Source organism: Pseudomonas sp. GW821-FHT07G06 (assembly GCF_058986625.1).
This window is the reverse complement of the sequence record NZ_JBYSVW010000008.1, coordinates 211,136-229,800: the sequence shown is the minus strand read 5'-3', so window position 1 is coordinate 229,800 and position 18,665 is coordinate 211,136. Positions and strand designations below refer to the sequence as shown.

The 18,665-nt window shown below is 59.8% G+C and carries 18 protein-coding genes; 10 read left to right on the top strand and 8 right to left on the bottom strand.

The window, feature by feature from the left end; translation table 11 throughout:
* Positions 1-100: 100 nt before the first annotated feature.
* Positions 101-1,006: a flagellar protein MotY gene (locus tag AC3WJW_RS15765; RefSeq protein ID WP_493726628.1), complete on the bottom strand. Its 906-nt coding sequence runs from the start codon at positions 1,004-1,006 to the stop codon at positions 101-103.
* A gap of 159 nt (positions 1,007-1,165) precedes the next feature.
* On the opposite strand from AC3WJW_RS15765, the gene pyrC reads away from it, so the two are divergent.
* Both pyrC and rnt read left to right on the top strand, forming a co-directional pair.
* A complete protein-coding gene (gene pyrC / locus AC3WJW_RS15760; RefSeq protein WP_493726627.1) occupies positions 1,166-2,212 on the top strand; it encodes a dihydroorotase in 1,047 nt (348 codons plus the stop codon).
* The gene (gene rnt, locus AC3WJW_RS15755; RefSeq protein ID WP_007972317.1) at positions 2,209-2,886 is read left to right on the top strand and encodes a ribonuclease T; all 678 of its coding nucleotides are present in this window, start codon (positions 2,209-2,211) and stop codon (positions 2,884-2,886) included. The genes pyrC and rnt overlap by 4 nt, the downstream gene beginning before the upstream one ends.
* Before the next feature lie 205 nt (positions 2,887-3,091).
* On the opposite strand, the gene AC3WJW_RS15750 is transcribed toward rnt, so the two are convergent.
* The gene (locus AC3WJW_RS15750) at positions 3,092-3,694 is read right to left on the bottom strand and encodes a peroxiredoxin (protein WP_007971324.1); all 603 of its coding nucleotides are present in this window, start codon (positions 3,692-3,694) and stop codon (positions 3,092-3,094) included.
* 310 nt (positions 3,695-4,004) lie between these two features.
* Here AC3WJW_RS15750 and AC3WJW_RS15745 point away from each other — a divergent pair, with 310 nt between their 5' ends.
* Both AC3WJW_RS15745 and bfr read left to right on the top strand, forming a co-directional pair.
* Positions 4,005-4,223: a bacterioferritin-associated ferredoxin gene (locus AC3WJW_RS15745; RefSeq protein ID WP_007985869.1), complete on the top strand. Its 219-nt coding sequence runs from the start codon at positions 4,005-4,007 to the stop codon at positions 4,221-4,223.
* Positions 4,224-4,421: 198 nt separating this feature from the next.
* On the top strand, positions 4,422-4,895 hold the full coding sequence (gene bfr / locus AC3WJW_RS15740; RefSeq protein ID WP_493726626.1) for a bacterioferritin: 474 nt from the start codon (positions 4,422-4,424) through the stop codon (positions 4,893-4,895).
* Between the two features lie 229 nt (positions 4,896-5,124).
* Here bfr and grxD read toward each other — a convergent pair whose 3' ends face one another.
* The 3 genes from grxD to plzR form a co-directional block, all read right to left on the bottom strand.
* A complete protein-coding gene (grxD, locus tag AC3WJW_RS15735) occupies positions 5,125-5,466 on the bottom strand; it encodes a Grx4 family monothiol glutaredoxin (RefSeq protein ID WP_007971318.1) in 342 nt (113 codons plus the stop codon).
* 97 nt (positions 5,467-5,563) lie between these two features.
* The gene (locus tag AC3WJW_RS15730; RefSeq protein WP_493726625.1) at positions 5,564-7,672 is read right to left on the bottom strand and encodes a molybdopterin oxidoreductase family protein; all 2,109 of its coding nucleotides are present in this window, start codon (positions 7,670-7,672) and stop codon (positions 5,564-5,566) included.
* A 132-nt stretch (positions 7,673-7,804) separates the two neighbouring features.
* On the bottom strand, positions 7,805-8,095 hold the full coding sequence (plzR, locus tag AC3WJW_RS15725) for a PlzR type 4 pili assembly inhibitor (RefSeq protein ID WP_493726624.1): 291 nt from the start codon (positions 8,093-8,095) through the stop codon (positions 7,805-7,807).
* A 404-nt stretch (positions 8,096-8,499) separates the two neighbouring features.
* On the opposite strand from plzR, the gene argF reads away from it, so the two are divergent.
* Positions 8,500-9,420 carry an ornithine carbamoyltransferase gene (argF, locus tag AC3WJW_RS15720; RefSeq protein ID WP_033047492.1) on the top strand — a complete coding sequence of 307 codons (921 nt, stop codon included), beginning with the start codon at positions 8,500-8,502 and terminating at the stop codon, positions 9,418-9,420.
* Positions 9,417-10,526: an ABC transporter ATP-binding protein gene (locus AC3WJW_RS15715; RefSeq protein ID WP_493726623.1), complete on the top strand. Its 1,110-nt coding sequence runs from the start codon at positions 9,417-9,419 to the stop codon at positions 10,524-10,526. The genes argF and AC3WJW_RS15715 overlap by 4 nt, the downstream gene beginning before the upstream one ends.
* A gap of 115 nt (positions 10,527-10,641) precedes the next feature.
* On the opposite strand, the gene AC3WJW_RS15710 is transcribed toward AC3WJW_RS15715, so the two are convergent.
* Both AC3WJW_RS15710 and ybaK read right to left on the bottom strand, forming a co-directional pair.
* Positions 10,642-11,424, bottom strand: a complete 783-nt coding sequence (locus tag AC3WJW_RS15710) for a PhzF family phenazine biosynthesis protein (protein ID WP_493726622.1) — start codon at positions 11,422-11,424, stop codon at positions 10,642-10,644.
* Between the two features lie 94 nt (positions 11,425-11,518).
* Positions 11,519-11,989: a Cys-tRNA(Pro) deacylase gene (gene ybaK / locus AC3WJW_RS15705; protein WP_493726621.1), complete on the bottom strand. Its 471-nt coding sequence runs from the start codon at positions 11,987-11,989 to the stop codon at positions 11,519-11,521.
* Positions 11,990-12,337: 348 nt separating this feature from the next.
* On the opposite strand from ybaK, the gene AC3WJW_RS15700 reads away from it, so the two are divergent.
* The 4 genes from AC3WJW_RS15700 to glpD all read left to right on the top strand — a co-directional run bounded on the left by AC3WJW_RS15700 (position 12,338) and on the right by glpD (position 17,484).
* Positions 12,338-13,189, top strand: coding sequence for an MIP/aquaporin family protein (locus tag AC3WJW_RS15700; protein ID WP_218477669.1), 852 nt, complete (start codon positions 12,338-12,340; stop codon positions 13,187-13,189).
* A 74-nt stretch (positions 13,190-13,263) separates the two neighbouring features.
* Positions 13,264-14,769: a glycerol kinase GlpK gene (gene glpK / locus AC3WJW_RS15695; protein WP_492584587.1), complete on the top strand. Its 1,506-nt coding sequence runs from the start codon at positions 13,264-13,266 to the stop codon at positions 14,767-14,769.
* Between the two features lie 95 nt (positions 14,770-14,864).
* Positions 14,865-15,620 (top strand): DeoR/GlpR family transcriptional regulator, encoded by a 756-nt coding sequence (locus AC3WJW_RS15690; RefSeq protein WP_007971301.1) that lies wholly within the window; start codon positions 14,865-14,867, stop codon positions 15,618-15,620.
* A 325-nt stretch (positions 15,621-15,945) separates the two neighbouring features.
* Entirely contained in the window at positions 15,946-17,484 is a 1,539-nt protein-coding gene (gene glpD / locus AC3WJW_RS15685; protein ID WP_493726620.1) for a glycerol-3-phosphate dehydrogenase, read from the top strand.
* A gap of 67 nt (positions 17,485-17,551) precedes the next feature.
* On the opposite strand, the gene AC3WJW_RS15680 is transcribed toward glpD, so the two are convergent.
* Positions 17,552-18,658 carry an NADH:flavin oxidoreductase/NADH oxidase gene (locus AC3WJW_RS15680; protein WP_007971299.1) on the bottom strand — a complete coding sequence of 369 codons (1,107 nt, stop codon included), beginning with the start codon at positions 18,656-18,658 and terminating at the stop codon, positions 17,552-17,554.
* Between the last annotated feature and the right edge of the window lie 7 nt (positions 18,659-18,665).

Here is an 18,665-nt window from a genome sequence, read left to right as displayed (position 1 = left end):
CCGTGAAGTCTACCGCTCATGCAGGATAATTTACAGAGGCGCGACAGCTTATGACGACCAAGCGACAGAATCTGTCGAGAGCGCGACGATGACCGAAGGGTCAGGACGTTGCCGAAGTGGCCGCTTTCGTCGCTTGCGGGGCGACTTGTTCCGCGGGCGTTCCCCGCTCCAGACGTACCGCTACCCGACGGTTCTTCGCACGGTTGGCGTTGTTGGTATTGGGCGCCAGCGGATAACGTTCGCCATGGAAGCGCAGGGTGATTTGCGACTCCTGGATGCCGTTCGCCTTGAAGAACTCCATCACTGCCAAGGCCCGGCGCCGCGAGAGGTCGCGATTGGTCAGGCGGTTGCCGCTGTTGTCGGAGTGACCGTCGAGCTCGATGTGATTGACCGTCGGATCAGCCTTCATGTACTCCAGCATGACCTGCAGCTTGGCTTTCGCGGCACTGTCGAGCTCGATTCCGCCGCCTGGGAAGCCGATTTGGGATTGTTTCACCTGCTCGAAGTTCTGCGGCAACAGTTTGGCCACGCAGCTTTGATAATCGGCAAACGCCTTGGTGAACCTGACCGGCAGCAAGCGCACTTCCGACACCCGGCCATCCCCCGAGGCATGGCGAACCACCGGGCTGCGACCGTCCATCAGGCCACTGATCAGGCGTCCGGCCTGCACCTGCGAACTGTTGAACAACACGTTGCCGCTGCCGATCCTCACCGTGCCCAGGTTGATATCGTCACGCCCCGGTTGCCAAGGTGCAGCAGCGGCCAGCAAGGTCGCCGAACCTCCGCCCATCATCGGGTTATAGGCATTCAGACGAAACGTTGCCTGCTCACCGGCCTTGCGCACGAACTCACCCGAACCGAAGTCGGTAATCGGCTGTGTCAGGCGGCATTCGAACTTGTCGCCTTCGACCGTCCACTCAATGCTCTCCAGGCGGGTCTGAAAAGTGAGCGCCATCGCGGGAAGGCTGGCAAACACACTGAGCAAGGCTAAATAACGCTGGCGCACGGGAGGCTCCACTGGTTTCTACAACAAAAAGACCGACACACACATGTTTACGGCATACCCGTTGGATATCGGAAGCTGGCGGCAAAACTTGATAGCGAGTGCCTGCAAGAGTCTTTTCCGGTAGCATTCCCTTGAGTTTGACCCGCCTGGAATCCCCTCATGTCCGACCGCCTGACCCTGCTGCGTCCCGACGACTGGCACATTCATCTTCGCGATGGTGCCGTGTTGACCAATACCGTCGCGGATGTCGCGCGCACCTTTGGCCGCGCCATCATCATGCCCAACCTGGTTCCACCGGTGCGCAACGCGGCCGAAGCCGACGGCTATCGCCAGCGGATTCTCGCTGCCCGCCCGGCCGGCAGCCCGTTCGAGCCGCTGATGGTCCTGTACCTGACCGACCGCACCCAGCCTGAAGAAATCCGCGAGGCCAAGGCCACCGGATTCGTGCACGCCGCCAAGCTGTACCCGGCCGGCGCGACCACCAACTCGGACTCTGGTGTTACCAGCATCGACAAGATTTTCCCTGCACTCGAGGCCATGGCCGAAGTCGGGATGCCGTTGCTGATCCACGGCGAAGTCACCCGTGGCGATGTCGACGTGTTCGACCGCGAAAAAATCTTCATCGACGAACACATGCGTCGTGTGGTCGAGCGTTTCCCGACCCTCAAGGTGGTGTTCGAACACATCACCACCGCTGACGCCGTGCAGTTCGTCAACTCGGCTTCGGCCAACGTTGGCGCGACCATCACCGCGCATCACCTGCTGTACAACCGCAACCACATGCTGGTGGGCGGGATTCGGCCGCATTTCTACTGCCTGCCGATCCTCAAGCGCAATACGCACCAGGAAGCCCTGCTCGACGCCGCCACCAGTGGCAGCGAAAAATTCTTCCTCGGCACCGACTCGGCCCCCCACGCCCAGCATGCCAAGGAAGCCGCTTGTGGTTGCGCCGGCTGCTACACCGCTTATGCGGCGATCGAGATGTACGCCGAAGCGTTCGAACAGCGCAATGCGCTGGACAGGCTCGAAGCCTTCGCCAGCCTCAACGGCCCGCGTTTCTATGGCCTGCCGGCCAACACCGATCGCATCACCCTGGTCCGCGAAGAATGGACCGCCCCTGCCAGCCTGCCGTTTGGCGAGCTGACCGTTATCCCGCTGCGCGCCGGTGAAAAACTGCGCTGGCGCCTGCTGGAGGAACACGCGTGAGTGAAGACCATTTCGACGACGAACTGGAAGGCAATGGCGGCGGTGGCGGTTCCCGTCATCCAATGGCCGCACGGTTTCGTGGTTACCTGCCGGTGGTCGTCGACGTAGAAACCGGTGGCTTCAACTCGGCCACCGACGCCCTGCTGGAAATCGCCGCGACCACCATCGCCATGGATGAAAAGGGTTTTGTCTACCCGGATCACACCTACTTCTTCCGGGTCGAGCCATTCGAAGGCGCGAACATCGAAGCGGCAGCCCTGGAATTCACCGGGATCAAGCTCGATCACCCGCTGCGCATGGCCGTGAGTGAAGAGTCTGCCCTCAACGATATCTTCCGCGGCGTGCGCAAGGCCCTCAAGGCCAACGGTTGCAAACGGGCGATCCTGGTCGGGCATAACAGCAGCTTCGACCTGGGCTTCCTGAATGCGGCGGTTGCGCGCCTGGACATGAAGCGCAATCCGTTCCATCCGTTCTCCAGTTTCGATACCGCGACGCTCGCTGGCCTGGCATACGGCCAGACGGTGCTGGCCAAGGCGTGTCAGGCAGCGGACATCGACTTCGACGGCCGTGAGGCTCACTCGGCGCGCTATGACACAGAGAAGACGGCAGAGCTGTTCTGCGGCATCGTCAATCGCTGGAAACAGATGGGTGGCTGGGAAGATTTCAACGATTGATGGCGGTCCCTGATACACCTGTAGGAGCGAGCTTGCTCGCGATGGTCGTTAACGATAACGCGGGCGCTCTGGTTCCCCGCGGTGTTCTTGAGTCCATCGTCGGAACGCCGCCCGGAGCAAGCTCGCTCCTACAGGGGTTCCAGATTTATCCCGCGCATAAAAAAACCGGCCTCGATGGCCGGTTTTTTTACCTGCAGCGTGCGCCTTACAGAGCGGCAGCGTGCTCGGTCAGGTAAGCCGCAACGCCTTCTGGCGAAGCGTTCATGCCTTTGTCGCCTTTCTTCCAGTTGGCAGGGCAGACTTCGCCGTGCTCTTCGTGGAATTGCAGAGCGTCGACCAGACGCAGCAGCTCTTCCATGTTACGGCCCAGCGGCAGGTCGTTGATGATCTGCGAACGGACAACGCCTTTGTCGTCGATCAGGAACGCGCCACGGAACGCCACGCCGTCAGCGGACTGAACGTCGTAGGCCTTCATGATTTCCTGCTTGATGTCGGCAGCCATGGTGTAGCGAACTTCGCCGATGCCGCCGTTGTTGACCGGGGTGTTGCGCCAGGCGTTGTGGGTGAAGTGCGAGTCGATCGACACAGCGACCACTTCAACGTTGCGCGCCTTGAACTCGGACATGCGGTTGTCCAGAGCGATCAGCTCGGACGGGCAAACGAAGGTGAAGTCCAGCGGGTAGAAGAACACCAGGCCGTATTTGCCTTTGATCGCCGAAGACAGGGTGAAGCTGTCTACGATCTCGCCATTGCCGAGTACGGCCGGTACGGTGAAGTCAGGGGCTTGTTTGCCTACGAGTACGCTCATTGGATATCTCCTGGTGTAATAGCGTGAGAAACAGGGTTCGCATCAGCCTGCCACCCTCAGGCGACAGCCCTGTGACACGAACCCCGGTCGCAAAAGACCGGCCATCATACACCGCGTGTTTGAGCTGGCTTAGCTGTTTTTTCCCGGTACGATGAAATCCCCGACGGTTTTGTATCACCGGTTTGCCATATAGACCGTTCGTCAGCCATCCCCGCTTATGACAAAAAGTACTCTGAAACCACTTTGACAATCATTCTCGTTAACATTAAGATCCATCGCAATTGAGTCACAATCAGCGACGGTCTTCCTTATGTATGTTTGCCTCTGCACTGGCGTCACCGACGGTCAAATCCGCGATGCGATCTATGAAGGATGCTGCAGCTACAAGGAAGTCCGAGTGGCTACCGGCGTTGCCAGTCAATGCGGCAAATGTGCCTGTCTTGCCAAGGAAGTGGTCCGCGAGACCCTGACCAAACTGCAAACGGCCCAGGCTGCAATTCCCTATCCAGCAGAATTTACAGCCGCTTAAGTATCGATTTTCAAAGAACCGGACATATGTCCGGTTTTTTTATGCCTCTAAATCAACTAGTTATGCTCTAGACGCGGAACACAAACATTCTTATTCCGATTAATTTTCATTTAAGTTTCAATAACTTAGGTTTGACACTATTAAATACGCGGCTCAAACTCTGTTGTATTGACAGCTAAAACAGGGCAGGACCCCATCATGAAAGGCGACGTTACAGTCATCCAGCATCTCAACAAGATCCTTGCCAATGAGCTGGTCGCGATCAATCAATACTTCCTGCATGCGCGCATGTATGAAGATTGGGGTCTGAACAAGCTCGGCAAGCACGAGTACCACGAATCCATCGACGAGATGAAGCACGCGGACAAGCTGATCAAGCGGATCCTGTTCCTTGAAGGCCTGCCGAACGTCCAGGATCTGGGCAAGCTGCACATCGGCGAGCACACCAAGGAAATGCTCGAGTGCGACCTGCGTATCGAGAAAACCGGCCATGCCGACCTGAAAGTGGCTATCGCGCATTGCGAAAAAGTTGGCGACTTTGGCAGCCGTGAGCTGCTTGAAGATATCCTCGAGTCCGAAGAAGAACATATCGACTGGCTGGAAACCCAATTGGGCCTGATCGACAAGATCGGTATCGAAAACTATCTGCAATCGCAGATGGGCGAAGAGTAGGAGCTGCCGCAGGCTGCGATCTTTTGACTTTCCAGGATCAAAGGATCGCAGCCTGCTCCTACAGACACAATAAAAAGCCCCGCCCTCTTTCGAGTGGCGGGGCTTTTTAATACCTGCCGTTGTAGGAGCGAGCCTGCTCGCGATGGTGGTCAACGATAACGCGGGAAATCTGGTTCCCCGCGGCGCTCTTTAGTCCATCGCGAGCGAGCTCGCTCCTACAGGAAGCGAATCAGGCTTCGGTCTTTGGAGCCGCGGCCTTGGCGGCGGCGTCCTTGATCAGGCTCTGCAGCGAACCGTCAGCAGCCATTTCAGTCATGATGTCGCTACCACCGACCAGCTCACCGGCAACCCACAGTTGCGGGAAGGTTGGCCAGTTGGCGTATTTTGGCAGGTTGGCGCGGATTTCCGGGTTCTGCAGGATGTCCACGTACGCAAACTTTTCACCACACGCCATCACGGCCTGTGCAGCTTTCGCGGAGAAGCCGCACTGCGGGGCATTTGGCGAGCCTTTCATGTAAAGCAGAATGGTGTTGTTGGCAATCTGCTCTTTAATCGTTTCGATGATATCCATGGAGCACCTCGGCTGAACTTTCCGACTCATGGGTCGGCACGGTGGCGCATTGTAACGGAAAGCCGAGCGCCCTGCTCGGTCTCTCCGTCAGACTGATTCAAGCCGCCGCCACGGTCACCGGCACGCCATTGAGCGCGGCATTGCCCGACAACTCGTCAAGCTGGCAGTCGTCGGTCAGGTCGTTGGCGCTGGACCCCGGCTGGCTGCTGGCAATCGTCATTTGCACACCCGGCCGCGCATGGCCCCAGCCGTGCGGCAGGCTGACCACGCCTTTCATCATATCAAGACTGCCCAGCACTTCGACCTCAATCACACCCACCCGCGAACTGACCCGAACGCGCTGTCCGTCACTGAGCCCGCGACTGGCCAGGTCGTCCGGATGCATCAGCAACTGGTGTCGTGGCTTGCCCTTCACCAACCGATGATAGTTATGCATCCATGAGTTGTTGCTGCGTACATGCCGGCGGCCAATCATCAACAACTCGTCGGCGGCCGGCGCCTTCAAGGCTGCGAAGCGTGCCAGGTCAGCGAGAATCGCCTTCGGCGCGGCCTGGATGCGTTGATTGGCAGTCTTCAGGCGCGGTGCAAGGTTAGGCTTGAGCGCGCCGAGATCGACGCCATGGGGATGATCGAACAAAGTCGCCAGCGATAGCTTGTGCTCCGAGGTGTCGCCGTACATCCCCATGCGCAGGCCGCGATCGATCATTTGCGCCGGGGCGATGGTAGGTTTCAACTCTTTGCCGGTCCTGGCGGCAAACGCCTTGGCCAGCCCGACAAAGATCTCCCAGTCGTGCAATGCCCCTTCGGGCTTGGCGAGGATTGCGCGGTTGAAACGACTGACGTTGCGCACCGCGAACAGGTTGAATGTGGTGTCGTAATGATCGTTTTCCAGCGCCGATGTGGATGGCAGGATCAGGTCGGCGTAGCGCGTGGTTTCATTGATGTACAGGTCGATGCTGACCATGAAATCCAGCCCGTCCAGTGCCTGCTCGAGCTTTCGGCCATTGGGCGTGGACAGCACCGGATTGCCCGCCACGGTGATCAGCGCCCGGACCTGCCCTTGCCCTTCGGTGAGCATCTCTTCGGCCAGCGCAGAGACTGGCAGCTCTCCGGCGTATTCCGGGCGCCCGGAAACCCGGCTCTGCCACAGATTGAAATGCCCGCCCGAAGTCGTCGCCACCAGGTCCACCGCCGGTTCGGTGCACAAGGCACCCCCCACGCGGTCGAGGTTGCCGGTGACCAGATTGATCAACTGCACCGCCCAGTGACAAAGTGTTCCGAAGGCCTGGGTCGAGACGCCCATGCGGCCATAACAGACAGCCGAGGGCGCTGCGGCGAAGTCTCGCGCCAATTGGCGGATCTGTTCGGCCGGTACGGCGCACAACGGACTCATGGCCTCGGCGGTGAACGGCGCGACGGCCTCCCGCACGCCCTCAAGACCGTCTACCGGCAGATGGCTGTCGCGGGTCAGGCCTTCAGCGAACAAGGTGTTGAGCAACCCGAACAACAGCGCGGCATCACCGCCCGGGCGCACGAACAGATGCTGATCGGCAATCGCCGCCGTTTCACTGCGGCGAGGGTCGACCACCACCACTTTGCCACCCCGGGCTTGTATCGCCTTCAAGCGCTTTTCCACGTCGGGCACGGTCATGATGCTGCCGTTCGAAGCCAGCGGGTTGCCGCCCAGGATCAACATGAAATCGGTGTGATCGATGTCCGGGATCGGTAGCAGCAAACCGTGGCCGTACATCAAATGACTGGTCAGGTGATGCGGCAATTGATCTACCGACGTCGCGGAAAACCGGTTGCGGGTTTTCAGCAGGCCGAGGAAGTAATTGCTGTGGGTCATCAACCCGTAATTGTGCACGCTCGGGTTGCCTTGATAGACCGCCACGGCGTTTTGCCCATGGTGCTCCTGAATCGCCGCCAGGCGCTCGGCCACCAGGTTGAATGCCGCGTCCCACTCGATGGGCTGCCATTCATTGCCCACCCGCTGCATCGGCTGATGCAGGCGATCCGGATCGTTCTGGATGTCTTGAAGGGCCACGGCCTTGGGGCAGATGTGACCACGGCTGAACGCGTCCTGGGGATCGCCCTTGATCGACGTGATCTGCACGCTGCCGTCTTCGACCTTGATGGTTTCGATGGTCAGGCCACAGATGGCTTCGCACAAATGGCACGCACGGTGATGGAGAGTCTTGGTCATGGCCAGTCTGTCTTGTCATGGGCGGGCACCGATGGCCGCGGAAACAAAACTATGGCGCCAGACCCGACGCCACGCCAGCGACGTTCGTCTCGTGAATCGAGGGGTATCAGGCCAGCCGATGGCCGCGCGGGTTCAGTTCGAAGGCAGCCTGGGCGGCACCTGCAACTGGATTTCCTGGAGGTTTTCGAACGCCCCGTGAGCGACATCGACACCGGTCAGTTCGCCAATCAGGCGCCAGTGTTCGTCGAGCCCGGCGCTGATGGTGGCCATGCGATCGATCATGTGACGACCGGCAGCCCGGGTGACCTCGTCTTCGCTGCGCAACAACTCGAAGGACATCGTCGTCATCGAAGCGGTGAGGTGAGTCAGCGAGCGTGCCGTGAGGCCCAGTAGCTCCATTAGCAGTTGTTCTTTCGATTCCATCGGGAAGCTTCCGCGTCACTCGAGATTTATTTATAACCCAGCACTTTGCATTAGCAAATATTTCAAGCTGGCGACACGCGGCTCAAGACCTGGAACGGCAAGTCAGAAACCGACTGTCACCGCACCATTGCCGCCCCGCCTGATTGCCAAGCCCCGAGAGGCCGGTGTACAAATGAACCGCTGCATTCAGGAAACAGACTTCAAAAGCGCTACCTCGGTGAACCCGTAGCACCTCTGAAACTCCCTAAAAACTGTAGCCCTATTGGTAAGACGCGACATTTAATTATAAGATCGCGCCTTCCCCTATTTCGTCGCCCCGTGCGGCTTACGCCGCAGGTCTCGCCCGTTGTTCCGTCAAACAAGGCTTTGAGCATCTGCGGTTTGTAGCAAAAAGGTAGTCAATGATGAGCGCAAGGCACTTTCTCTCCCTGATGGATTGCACGCCCGAAGAGCTGGTCAGCGTGATCCGTCGAGGCGTTGAGCTCAAGGACCTGCGTAACCGCGGCGTACTGTTCGAGCCTCTGAAAAACCGCGTCCTGGGGATGATTTTCGAAAAATCCTCGACCCGCACCCGGATCTCCTTCGAGGCCGGCATGATCCAGCTCGGCGGCCAGGCGATCTTCCTGTCGCCACGCGATACCCAACTGGGCCGTGGCGAGCCGATCGGCGACTGCGCCATCGTCATGTCGAGCATGCTCGATGCGGTGATGATTCGTACCTTTGCCCACAGCAACCTGACCGAGTTCGCCGCCAACTCCCGCGTACCGGTGATCAACGGCCTGTCCGATGACCTGCACCCGTGCCAGTTGCTGGCCGACATGCAGACCTTCCTCGAACACCGTGGCTCGATTCAGGGCAAGACCGTGGCCTGGATCGGCGATGGCAACAACATGTGCAACAGCTATATAGAAGCGGCGATCCAGTTCGACTTCCAGTTGCGCGTTGCCTGCCCGGAAGGCTACGAGCCCAACCCGGTGTTCCTGGCCAAGGCCGGCGATCGGGTCTCCATCGTTCGCGATCCGAAAGACGCCGTGCGTGGTGCACACCTGGTGAGCACCGACGTCTGGACCTCCATGGGCCAGGAAGAGGAAACCGCCAAGCGCCTGCAACTGTTCGCACCGTTCCAGGTCAACCGCGCCCTGCTCGACCTGGCCGCTGACGACGTGCTGTTCATGCACTGCCTGCCGGCGCACCGTGGCGAGGAAATCAGCGTCGACCTGCTCGACGACAAACGCTCGGTGGCCTGGGATCAAGCCGAAAACCGTCTGCATGCGCAAAAAGCCCTGCTCGAGTTCCTCGTCGAACCGGCGTATCACCACGCATGAGCCAGCCATTACTGCTTAACCTGCGCAACCTCGCCTGCGGCTATCAAGACCAGCGCGTAGTACAGAACCTGAACCTGCATTTGAACGCCGGTGACATCGGTTGCCTGCTGGGCTCTTCCGGCTGCGGCAAGACCACCACACTGCGGGCGATTGCCGGTTTCGAACCGGTACACGAAGGCGAAATTCAGCTGGCCGGCGAGACCATCTCCAGCGCCGGCTACACCCTCGCCCCGGAGAAACGCCGCATCGGCATGGTGTTCCAGGACTACGCGCTGTTCCCGCACTTGAGCGTGGCCGACAACATCGCCTTCGGTATTCGCAAGCATCCGCAAAAGGATCGCGTCACCGAAGAGCTGCTGGAACTGGTCAACCTGAAAAACCTCGGCAAGCGTTTCCCCCACGAGCTTTCCGGTGGGCAGCAGCAACGTGTCGCCCTGGCCCGCGCACTGGCGCCGGAACCGCAACTGCTGTTGCTCGACGAGCCGTTCTCCAACCTCGATGGCGAATTGCGCCGCAAGCTCAGCCATGAAGTACGCGACATCCTCAAGGCCCGTGGCACCAGCGCGATTCTGGTGACACACGACCAGGAAGAAGCCTTCGCGGTCAGCGACCACGTTGGCGTGTTCAAGGAAGGTCGACTGGAACAGTGGGATACGCCCTACAACCTGTATCACGAACCACTGACGCCCTTTGTAGCCAGCTTCATCGGCCAGGGCTATTTCATTCGCGGTCAGTTGAGCAGCCCGGAGTCGGTGCAAACCGAGTTGGGTGAGTTGCGCGGCAACCGGGCCTACACCTGGCCGGTAGGCGGCGCCGTGGACGTGCTGCTGCGTCCGGACGACATCGTCTACGCACCGGACAGCGCACTGAAGGCGCGAATCGCCGGCAAGACGTTCCTCGGTGCGTCGACCCTGTATCGCTTGCAGCTGCCGACAGGCGCGCAGTTGGAGTCGATCTTTCCGAGCCATGTCGATCGCCAGGTCGGGGCGGATGTGGGCATTCGTGTCGCGGCGGAACACCTGGTGCTGTTCCAGGCGTCCGGCAGCACGGCGGCACAGATTCCTACCGTTGAATCGGGTGTCCGGCGCTACAGCTCCGCTCACTGATCAACACAACCCCTGTGGGAGCGAGCCTGCTCGCGAAGGCGGTGTGTCAGCCAATGATGATGTTGACTGACACACCGCCTTCGCGAGCAGGCTCGCTCCCACAATTGGATTTGAGTTAGCCCAGCATCAACGTTCCGCTTGCAACGAGCGTCGCATCCCCGCCGATCTTCACCCGCTCGCCTTCCAGCCGACAGAACAACTCCCCGCCCCGGGTCGATCGCTGACAGGCCGTCAGGCTCGACTTGCCCAAACGCTTCGACCAGTACGGAATCAAAAGGCAATGGGTCGATCCGGTCACCGGGTCTTCATTGATGCCGATTGCCGGGGCGAAGTAACGGGACACGAAATCGTGCTGCTCGCCCTGCGCCGTCACGATGGCGCCCAACCATGGCAGTTTCGCCAGGGCCACCATGTCCGGCTTGCAGTCGAGCACGGCTTGTTCCGACTCCAGCACCACGAACAACTCATTCGAAGCCAGTACCTCGACAGCCTTCACGCCCAGTGCACGCTCGATGTCCGAGATCACGTTCACCGGCGATGCAGTGATCGACGGGAAATCCAGCCACAGTCGTCCACCTTCACGGGTCACGCTCAACGGACCGGATTTGCAGATAAAGTCCAGTCGCTCGACCGGCTCTTTATAGACCTCAAACAACACATGGGCACTGGCCAGTGTCGCGTGACCGCACAACGGCACCTCGGTGGTCGGTGTAAACCAGCGGATGTGCCAGCCCTGCCCTTCGCGCACGACAAACGCCGTTTCGGCGAGGTTGTGCTCGGCGGCAATCTTCTGCATCAACTTATCGGCGAGCCAGGTATCGAGCCGATAGACCATCGCCGGGTTACCGCTGAATGGCTGATTGCTGAACGCGTCGACCTGATGAAACTCCAACTGCATAACCTTCTCCCTTTGTCAGATCGCCGAGCATGCAGCGTCGACCGAACCGGCACCAGTGACAGAACCGGCTGATTTTCACCATACAGCGCTGCGCTCACGCACGGCCGATATCGGCAAACTTCGCCTGGGTGTGTTCGGCCAGCACGGCCGGCGCCAGTTCGACTTCCAGTCCACGCCGGCCGGCACTGACAAAAATGCTGGCGAAGGGCTGGGCCGAGTTATCAATGAAGGTACGCAACCGCTTTTTCTGCCCCAGCGGACTGATCCCGCCCAACAGATAACCCGTAGAGCGCTGCGCTGCCGCCGGATCGGCCATTTCGACCTTCTTCACGCCAGCGGCTTGGGCCAGCCCTTTCAAGTCCAGGCTGCCGACAACCGGCACCACAGCCACCAGCAACTCACCTTTCTCGCTGGCCGCCAGCAAGGTCTTGAACACTTGCGCCGGGTCGAGCCCGAGTTTTTCCGCGGCTTCCAGGCCATAGGAGGCGGCCTTCGGGTCATGTTCGTAACTGTGTACGCGATGTTCGGCCCGAACCTTTTTCAATAAATCCAATGCGGGGGTCATGGCAGCTCCAGACTGGGCGGCAGAAGAAAATACTGCGCCGGATTCTAGGACATTGGTCGTTAAAAGGCTCTACGGCGGCGCATCCATAACGCCATTGCCTGGCCATCCCATTGCGCAATGACTCATTCATTCATGCAATGAATAGTTTTTTTGTGACTGACGGTTCACTTTCGACCTTTGACAGCAGCGTTTCTTGTCTATATTTTTTCGTTTCTGAAACTGCACGAAACGTCCTACCGCTGTACCCGGCAGTAAACCGCGACCAGGATGGGGATCCTGCCTCGGTGAAAAACGCGCGTTGACCATGAAGGCAAGAACGCGCCAGACAACAAAAAAAATGAGGTTTCAATGACTACTGCTTTACAACAACCGTCGCTCTCGAGCCAATGCATGGCCGAGTTTCTGGGTACGGCGCTGCTGATCTTTTTTGGTACCGGTTGTGTTGCCGCGCTCAAGGTCGCGGGTGCCAGTTTTGGTTTGTGGGAAATCAGCATTATCTGGGGCGTCGGCGTCAGCATGGCGATCTACCTCACCGCCGGGGTTTCCGGGGCTCATCTGAACCCTGCCGTCAGCATTGCCCTGAGCATTTTCGCGGACTTCGAAAAGCGCAAATTGCCTTTCTACGTACTCGCCCAAGTGGCAGGTGCCTTCTGTGGCGCGTTGTTGGTTTACACGCTCTACAGCAATCTATTCTTCGAATTCGAACAAACGCAGCACATGGTTCGTGGCACGCAAGCCAGCCTTGAATTGGCCTCAGTATTCTCCACCTTCCCGAATCCTGCGCTCACCACCGCCCAGGCATTTCTGGTGGAGGTGATCATTACGGCCATCCTGATGGGCGTGATCATGTCCCTGACCGACGACAACAATGGCCTGCCCAAAGGCCCGCTGGCACCGCTGCTGATCGGCCTGCTGATTGCGGTGATCGGTAGCTCGATGGGACCGCTGACCGGTTTTGCCATGAACCCTGCGCGGGACTTCGGCCCTAAACTGATGACTTTCTTCGCTGGCTGGGGTGAAATTTCCTTCACCGGCGGACGCGATATTCCGTACTTCCTGATTCCTGTTTTTGCGCCGATTGTCGGTGCCTGCCTCGGCGCCGCCGCCTATCGCGGGCTGATTGCCCGCCATCTGCCCGGCGCCGTACCTGCTACAAAGGATGAGCGACCTGCCATTGACGGCAAACCCAGAACGTCCTGATACCGTTGGCGCGTGCCCCTGCCCTTTGATCGCGCGCCAGACCTCACTCCCTTTTTTCGTCCAAGGCAATCGACATGACCGACACACAGAATAAGAACTACATCATTGCCCTCGATCAGGGTACGACCAGCTCCCGCGCGATCATTTTCGACCGCGACGCGAACGTGGTCTGCACCGCCCAACGGGAGTTCGCACAGCATTACCCGCAAGCCGGTTGGGTCGAGCATGACCCGATGGAGATCTTCGCCACCCAAAGCGCCGTGATGGTCGAGGCCCTGGCACAAGCCGGCCTGCACCACGACCAGGTAGCCGCCATCGGCATCACCAACCAGCGCGAAACCACCGTGGTGTGGGACAAGAACACCGGCCGCCCGATCTACAACGCCATCGTCTGGCAGTGCCGGCGCAGCACCGAAATCTGCCAGCAACTGAAGCGCGATGGCCACGAGCAATACATCAGCGACACCACCGGCCTGGTCACCGACCCCTACTTCTCCGGCACCAAGCTCAAGTGGATTCTCGATAACGTCGAAGGCAGCCGCGAACGCGCGCGCAACGGCGAACTGCTGTTCGGCACCGTCGACAGCTGGCTGATCTGGAAATTTACCGGCGGCAAGGTGCACGTCACCGACTACACCAACGCCTCGCGCACCATGCTCTTCAACATCCACACCCTGGAGTGGGACGCGAAGATGCTGGAGCTGCTGGATATTCCGCGCGAAATGCTCCCGGAAGTTAAATCGTCCTCGGAAATCTACGGCCACACCAAAAGCGGCATCGCCATCGGCGGTATCGCCGGTGACCAGCAAGCCGCTCTGTTCGGCCAGATGTGCGTCGAGCCAGGCCAGGCGAAAAACACCTACGGCACTGGCTGCTTCCTGCTGATGAACACCGGTGACAAAGCGGTGAAATCCAAGCATGGCATGCTGACCACCATCGCTTGCGGCCCCCGTGGCGAAGTGGCCTATGCGCTGGAAGGTGCAGTATTCAACGGCGGCTCTACCGTGCAGTGGCTGCGTGACGAACTGAAGATCATCAACGACGCCCACGACACCGAATACTTTGCCAACAAGGTCAAGGACAGCAACGGCGTGTACTTGGTGCCGGCCTTCACCGGACTTGGCGCACCGTACTGGGACCCGTATGCCCGTGGCGCATTGTTCGGCCTGACCCGCGGCGTACGCGTGGACCACATCATTCGCGCCGCGCTGGAGTCGATTGCCTACCAGACCCGCGACGTGCTGGACGCCATGCAGCAGGACTCCGGGGAGCGCCTGAAAGCTCTGCGCGTGGACGGCGGCGCGGTGGCCAACAACTTCCTCATGCAATTCCAGGCCGACATCCTCGGCACGCAGGTCGAGCGCCCGCAAATGCGCGAAACCACAGCACTCGGCGCCGCTTACCTGGCAGGCCTGGCCTGTGGCTTCTGGGGCAGCCTGGAAGAGTTGCGTGGCAAGGCCGTGATCGAGCGACGGTTCGAGCCGACGCTGGATGAAGCGGCGAAGGAAAAACTCTACGCCGGTTGGAAAAAAGCGGTCAGCCGCACCCGCGATTGGGCGGTTGAAGACGAGGCTGAATAAGCGAACTACAGCCCCCGTATCTGTATGTAACTGGTCGGGAGCAGATTCCTGCGGCATCATGGGCAAATTTTGCACGGCAGCCCAAAGGACGCCCCATGAATCTGCCTCCCCGTCAGCAGCAAATCCTCGAGCTGGTTCGCGAACGCGGCTATGTCAGCATCGAGGAAATGGCCACGTTGTTCGTCGTTACACCGCAGACCATCCGCCGCGACATCAATCAGCTCGCGGAAGCCAACCTGCTGCGTCGCTACCACGGTGGCGCCGCCTATGACTCCAGTGTCGAAAACACCGCCTACGCCATGCGCGCCGATCAGATGCGCGATGAGAAACAGCGTATCGGCGAAGCCATTGCCGCGCAGATTCCCGACCATGCCTCGTTGTTCATCAACATCGGCACCACCACCGAATCCATCGCCCGGGCGCTGCTCAACCACAGTCACCTGAAGATCATCACCAACAACCTGCATGTGGCCTCCATGCTCAGCGCCAAGGACGACTTCGACGTGCTGCTGACCGGTGGCAACGTGCGGCGCGATGGCGGCGTGGTCGGTCAGGCCAGTGTCGACTTCATCAACCAGTTCAAGGTCGATTTTGCCTTGGTCGGCATCAGTGGTATCGATGAGGATGGCAGCCTGCTGGACTTCGATTATCAGGAAGTGCGGGTATCCCAGGCGATCATCGCCAATGCCCGACAAGTGATACTCGCGGCCGACTCGAGCAAATTCGGGCGCAACGCCATGATTCGCCTGGGACCGATCAGCCTGGTCGATTGCCTGGTCACCGATCAGCAGCCATCCCCGGCGCTGGCGCAGCTGTTGAACCAGCACAAGGTTCGGTTGGAAGTCGTTTAACCTCACCGCTATATCTACGGCGCCTGCACTGCCGCCATCGCGAGCAAGCTCGCTCCCACAGTGATTGACGGCGTACACAAGTTTTGTGACCGACTCAACTCCTTGTGGGAGCGAGCTTGCTCGCGATGGCGGTCACTTAAACTCCGTCGATCTCAAGCCAGCCACATTTCAAAATGTTCGTAAATTTTCCTTTAACGGCCCTTCGATGAGTATTTTCAATCGAAGCTGACTGGCTGTGCGCCTCTTTATGGGCTAGTATTTTCGCAAATGAACATTAATGTTCGAATTCAAATACAGAACATCAAAGAATTCCGAGGCCGTGCCGATGCCCACTTCCACCTTGCCTACGCCCCCTCTCGCCGAGGTCTACGATATCGCCGTCATCGGTGGCGGGATCAATGGTGTGGGGATCGCAGCAGATGCCGCCGGTCGCGGTCTCTCGGTGTTCCTTTGCGAAAAGGATGACCTGGCCAGCCATACTTCGTCGGCCAGCAGCAAGTTGATCCACGGCGGTCTGCGCTACCTCGAACATTACGAATTTCGCCTGGTGCGTGAAGCCCTGGCCGAGCGTGAAGTGCTGTTGGCCAAGGCGCCGCACATCGTCAAGCAAATGCGTTTCGTGTTGCCGCACCGCCCGCACCTGCGCCCGGCATGGATGATCCGCGCCGGGCTGTTTCTCTATGACAACCTGGGCAAGCGCGAGCAACTCCAGGGTTCGAAAAGCCTGAAGTTCGGCCCCGACAGCGCGCTGAAAAGCGAAATCACCAAGGGTTTCGAATACTCCGATTGCTGGGTCGACGACGCGCGCCTGGTGGTGTTGAACGCCATGGCCGCCCGGGAGCAAGGTGCCCACGTTCACACCCAAACCCGTTGCGTCAGCGCGCGCCGCACCAAGGGTCTGTGGCACCTGCACCTGGAACGCAGCGATGGCAGCCTGTTTTCGATTCGCGCCAAGGCATTGGTCAATGCGGCCGGGCCATGGGTCGCCAGGTTCATTCGCGACGACCTGAAGATGGAATCGCCTTACGGCATCCGCCTGATCCAGGGCAGCCACCTGATCGTGCCGAAGCTGTATGAAGGCGAACACGCGCACATCCTGCAAAACGAAGATCAGCGCATCGTGTTCACTATTCCGTACCTGAACCACTTCACCCTGATCGGCACCACCGACCGCGAGTACACCGGCGATCCGGCTGCCGTTGCGATCACCGACGGCGAAACCGATTACCTGTTGAACGTGGTCAACGCCCATTTCAAAAAGCAGATCAGCCGCGACGACATCCTGCACAGCTATTCCGGTGTGCGCCCGCTGTGTAACGACGAATCCGACAACCCCTCGGCCGTGACCCGCGATTACACCCTGGCGCTGTCGGGCAGTGGCGAGGAAGCCCCACTGCTGTCGGTGTTCGGCGGCAAGCTCACCACCTATCGCAAACTGGCCGAGTCGGCGCTGGCGCAACTGGCCCCGTACTTCAAGCACATCAAACCGAGCTGGACCGCCAGCGCCACGCTGCCGGGCGGTGAAGACATGACCACCCCGCAAGCCTTGAGCTCGCGTATCCGCGACCAGTTTGACTGGGTACCGAGCGAGATCGCTCGCCGCTGGGCCACCACCTACGGCAGCCGTACCTGGCGCATGCTCGAAGGTGTGCAGGGCCTCAGCGATATGGGAGAGCATATCGGCGGCGGTCTCTACACCCGTGAAGTCGACTACCTGTGCAGCGAAGAATGGGCCACCAGCGCCCACGACATCCTCTGGCGTCGCAGCAAGCTCGGCTTGTTCACGACAGTTGCCGAACAGGACAAGCTCAAGGACTACCTGAACCAGGTCGAACAGAACCGCAGCAAGATCGAAGCGGCCTGATTGGTCACCGGCATAAGCAAAAGCCCCTGGATCTCGCGATTCAGGGGCTTTTTCGTATCGATGGATTTCAGTCGCGCAAATCCGATTCGTGAATCGGCTGCTCACGGTGAGTCGCCCGCTGATACTGCGCCGGCCACACGGCCTTGTGCCCGCCCAGGTCATCATCGGCGTGCAGCGCCCAGTACGGATCGCGCAATAACTCCCGGGCCAGGAAGATGATGTCCGCCTGGCAGGTGCGCAGGATGTGCTCGGCCTGGGCCGGCTCGGTGATCATGCCGACCGTGCCGGTGGCCATGCCCGACTCCTTGCGCACACGTTCGGCGAAGCGGGTCTGGTAACCGGGGCCTGTGGGAATTTCGGCATTCACCGCCGTACCGCCCGACGAGACGTCGATCAGGTCCACGCCCAAGGCTTTGAGCCGACGCGCCAGTTCCACGGTTTCATCGGGGTTCCAGCCGTCTTCGACCCAGTCGGTGGCCGACACCCGGACAAACACCGGCAACTCTTCAGGCCAAACCGCACGTATCGCTTCGGTGACCTGCAGCACCAGCCGAATACGATTTTCGAACGAACCACCATATTGATCGCGACGCTGATTGCTCAACGGCGACAGGAACTGATGCAGCAGGTAGCCATGGGCGGCATGCACTTCGACCACCTTGAAACCGGCCGTCAGCGAGCGCTTTGCCGCATCGACAAAGGCCTGGATCACTTGGGCGATCTCGCCGTCATCCAGTTGCCTGGGTTGGGTGTGCTGTGGGTCGAACGCAATCGGTGAAGGTCCGACCGGCACCCAGCCGCCCTCGTCGGGTTTGACGCTGCCGTGCTTGCCAAGCCATGGCCGGTAGGTACTGGCCTTGCGCCCGGCATGGGCCAGTTGAATGCCGGCAACGCCGCCCTGGGCGTTGATGAAGCGGGTGATGCGTTGCAGGGGTTCGATCTGCTCGTCATTCCACAGACCGAGGTCCTGAGCTGTGATACGCCCGTCGGCGGTGACCGCCGTGGCTTCGGTAAACACCAGCCCGGCCCCGCCGACCGCACGGCTGCCGAGGTGGACCAGGTGCCAGTCATTGGCCAAGCCATCGGCACTGGAATACTGGCACATTGGCGACACCGCGATGCGGTTGGGCAGGGTCAATTGGCGAAGGGTAAAGGGTTCAAGCAGCAGACTCATGGGGCAC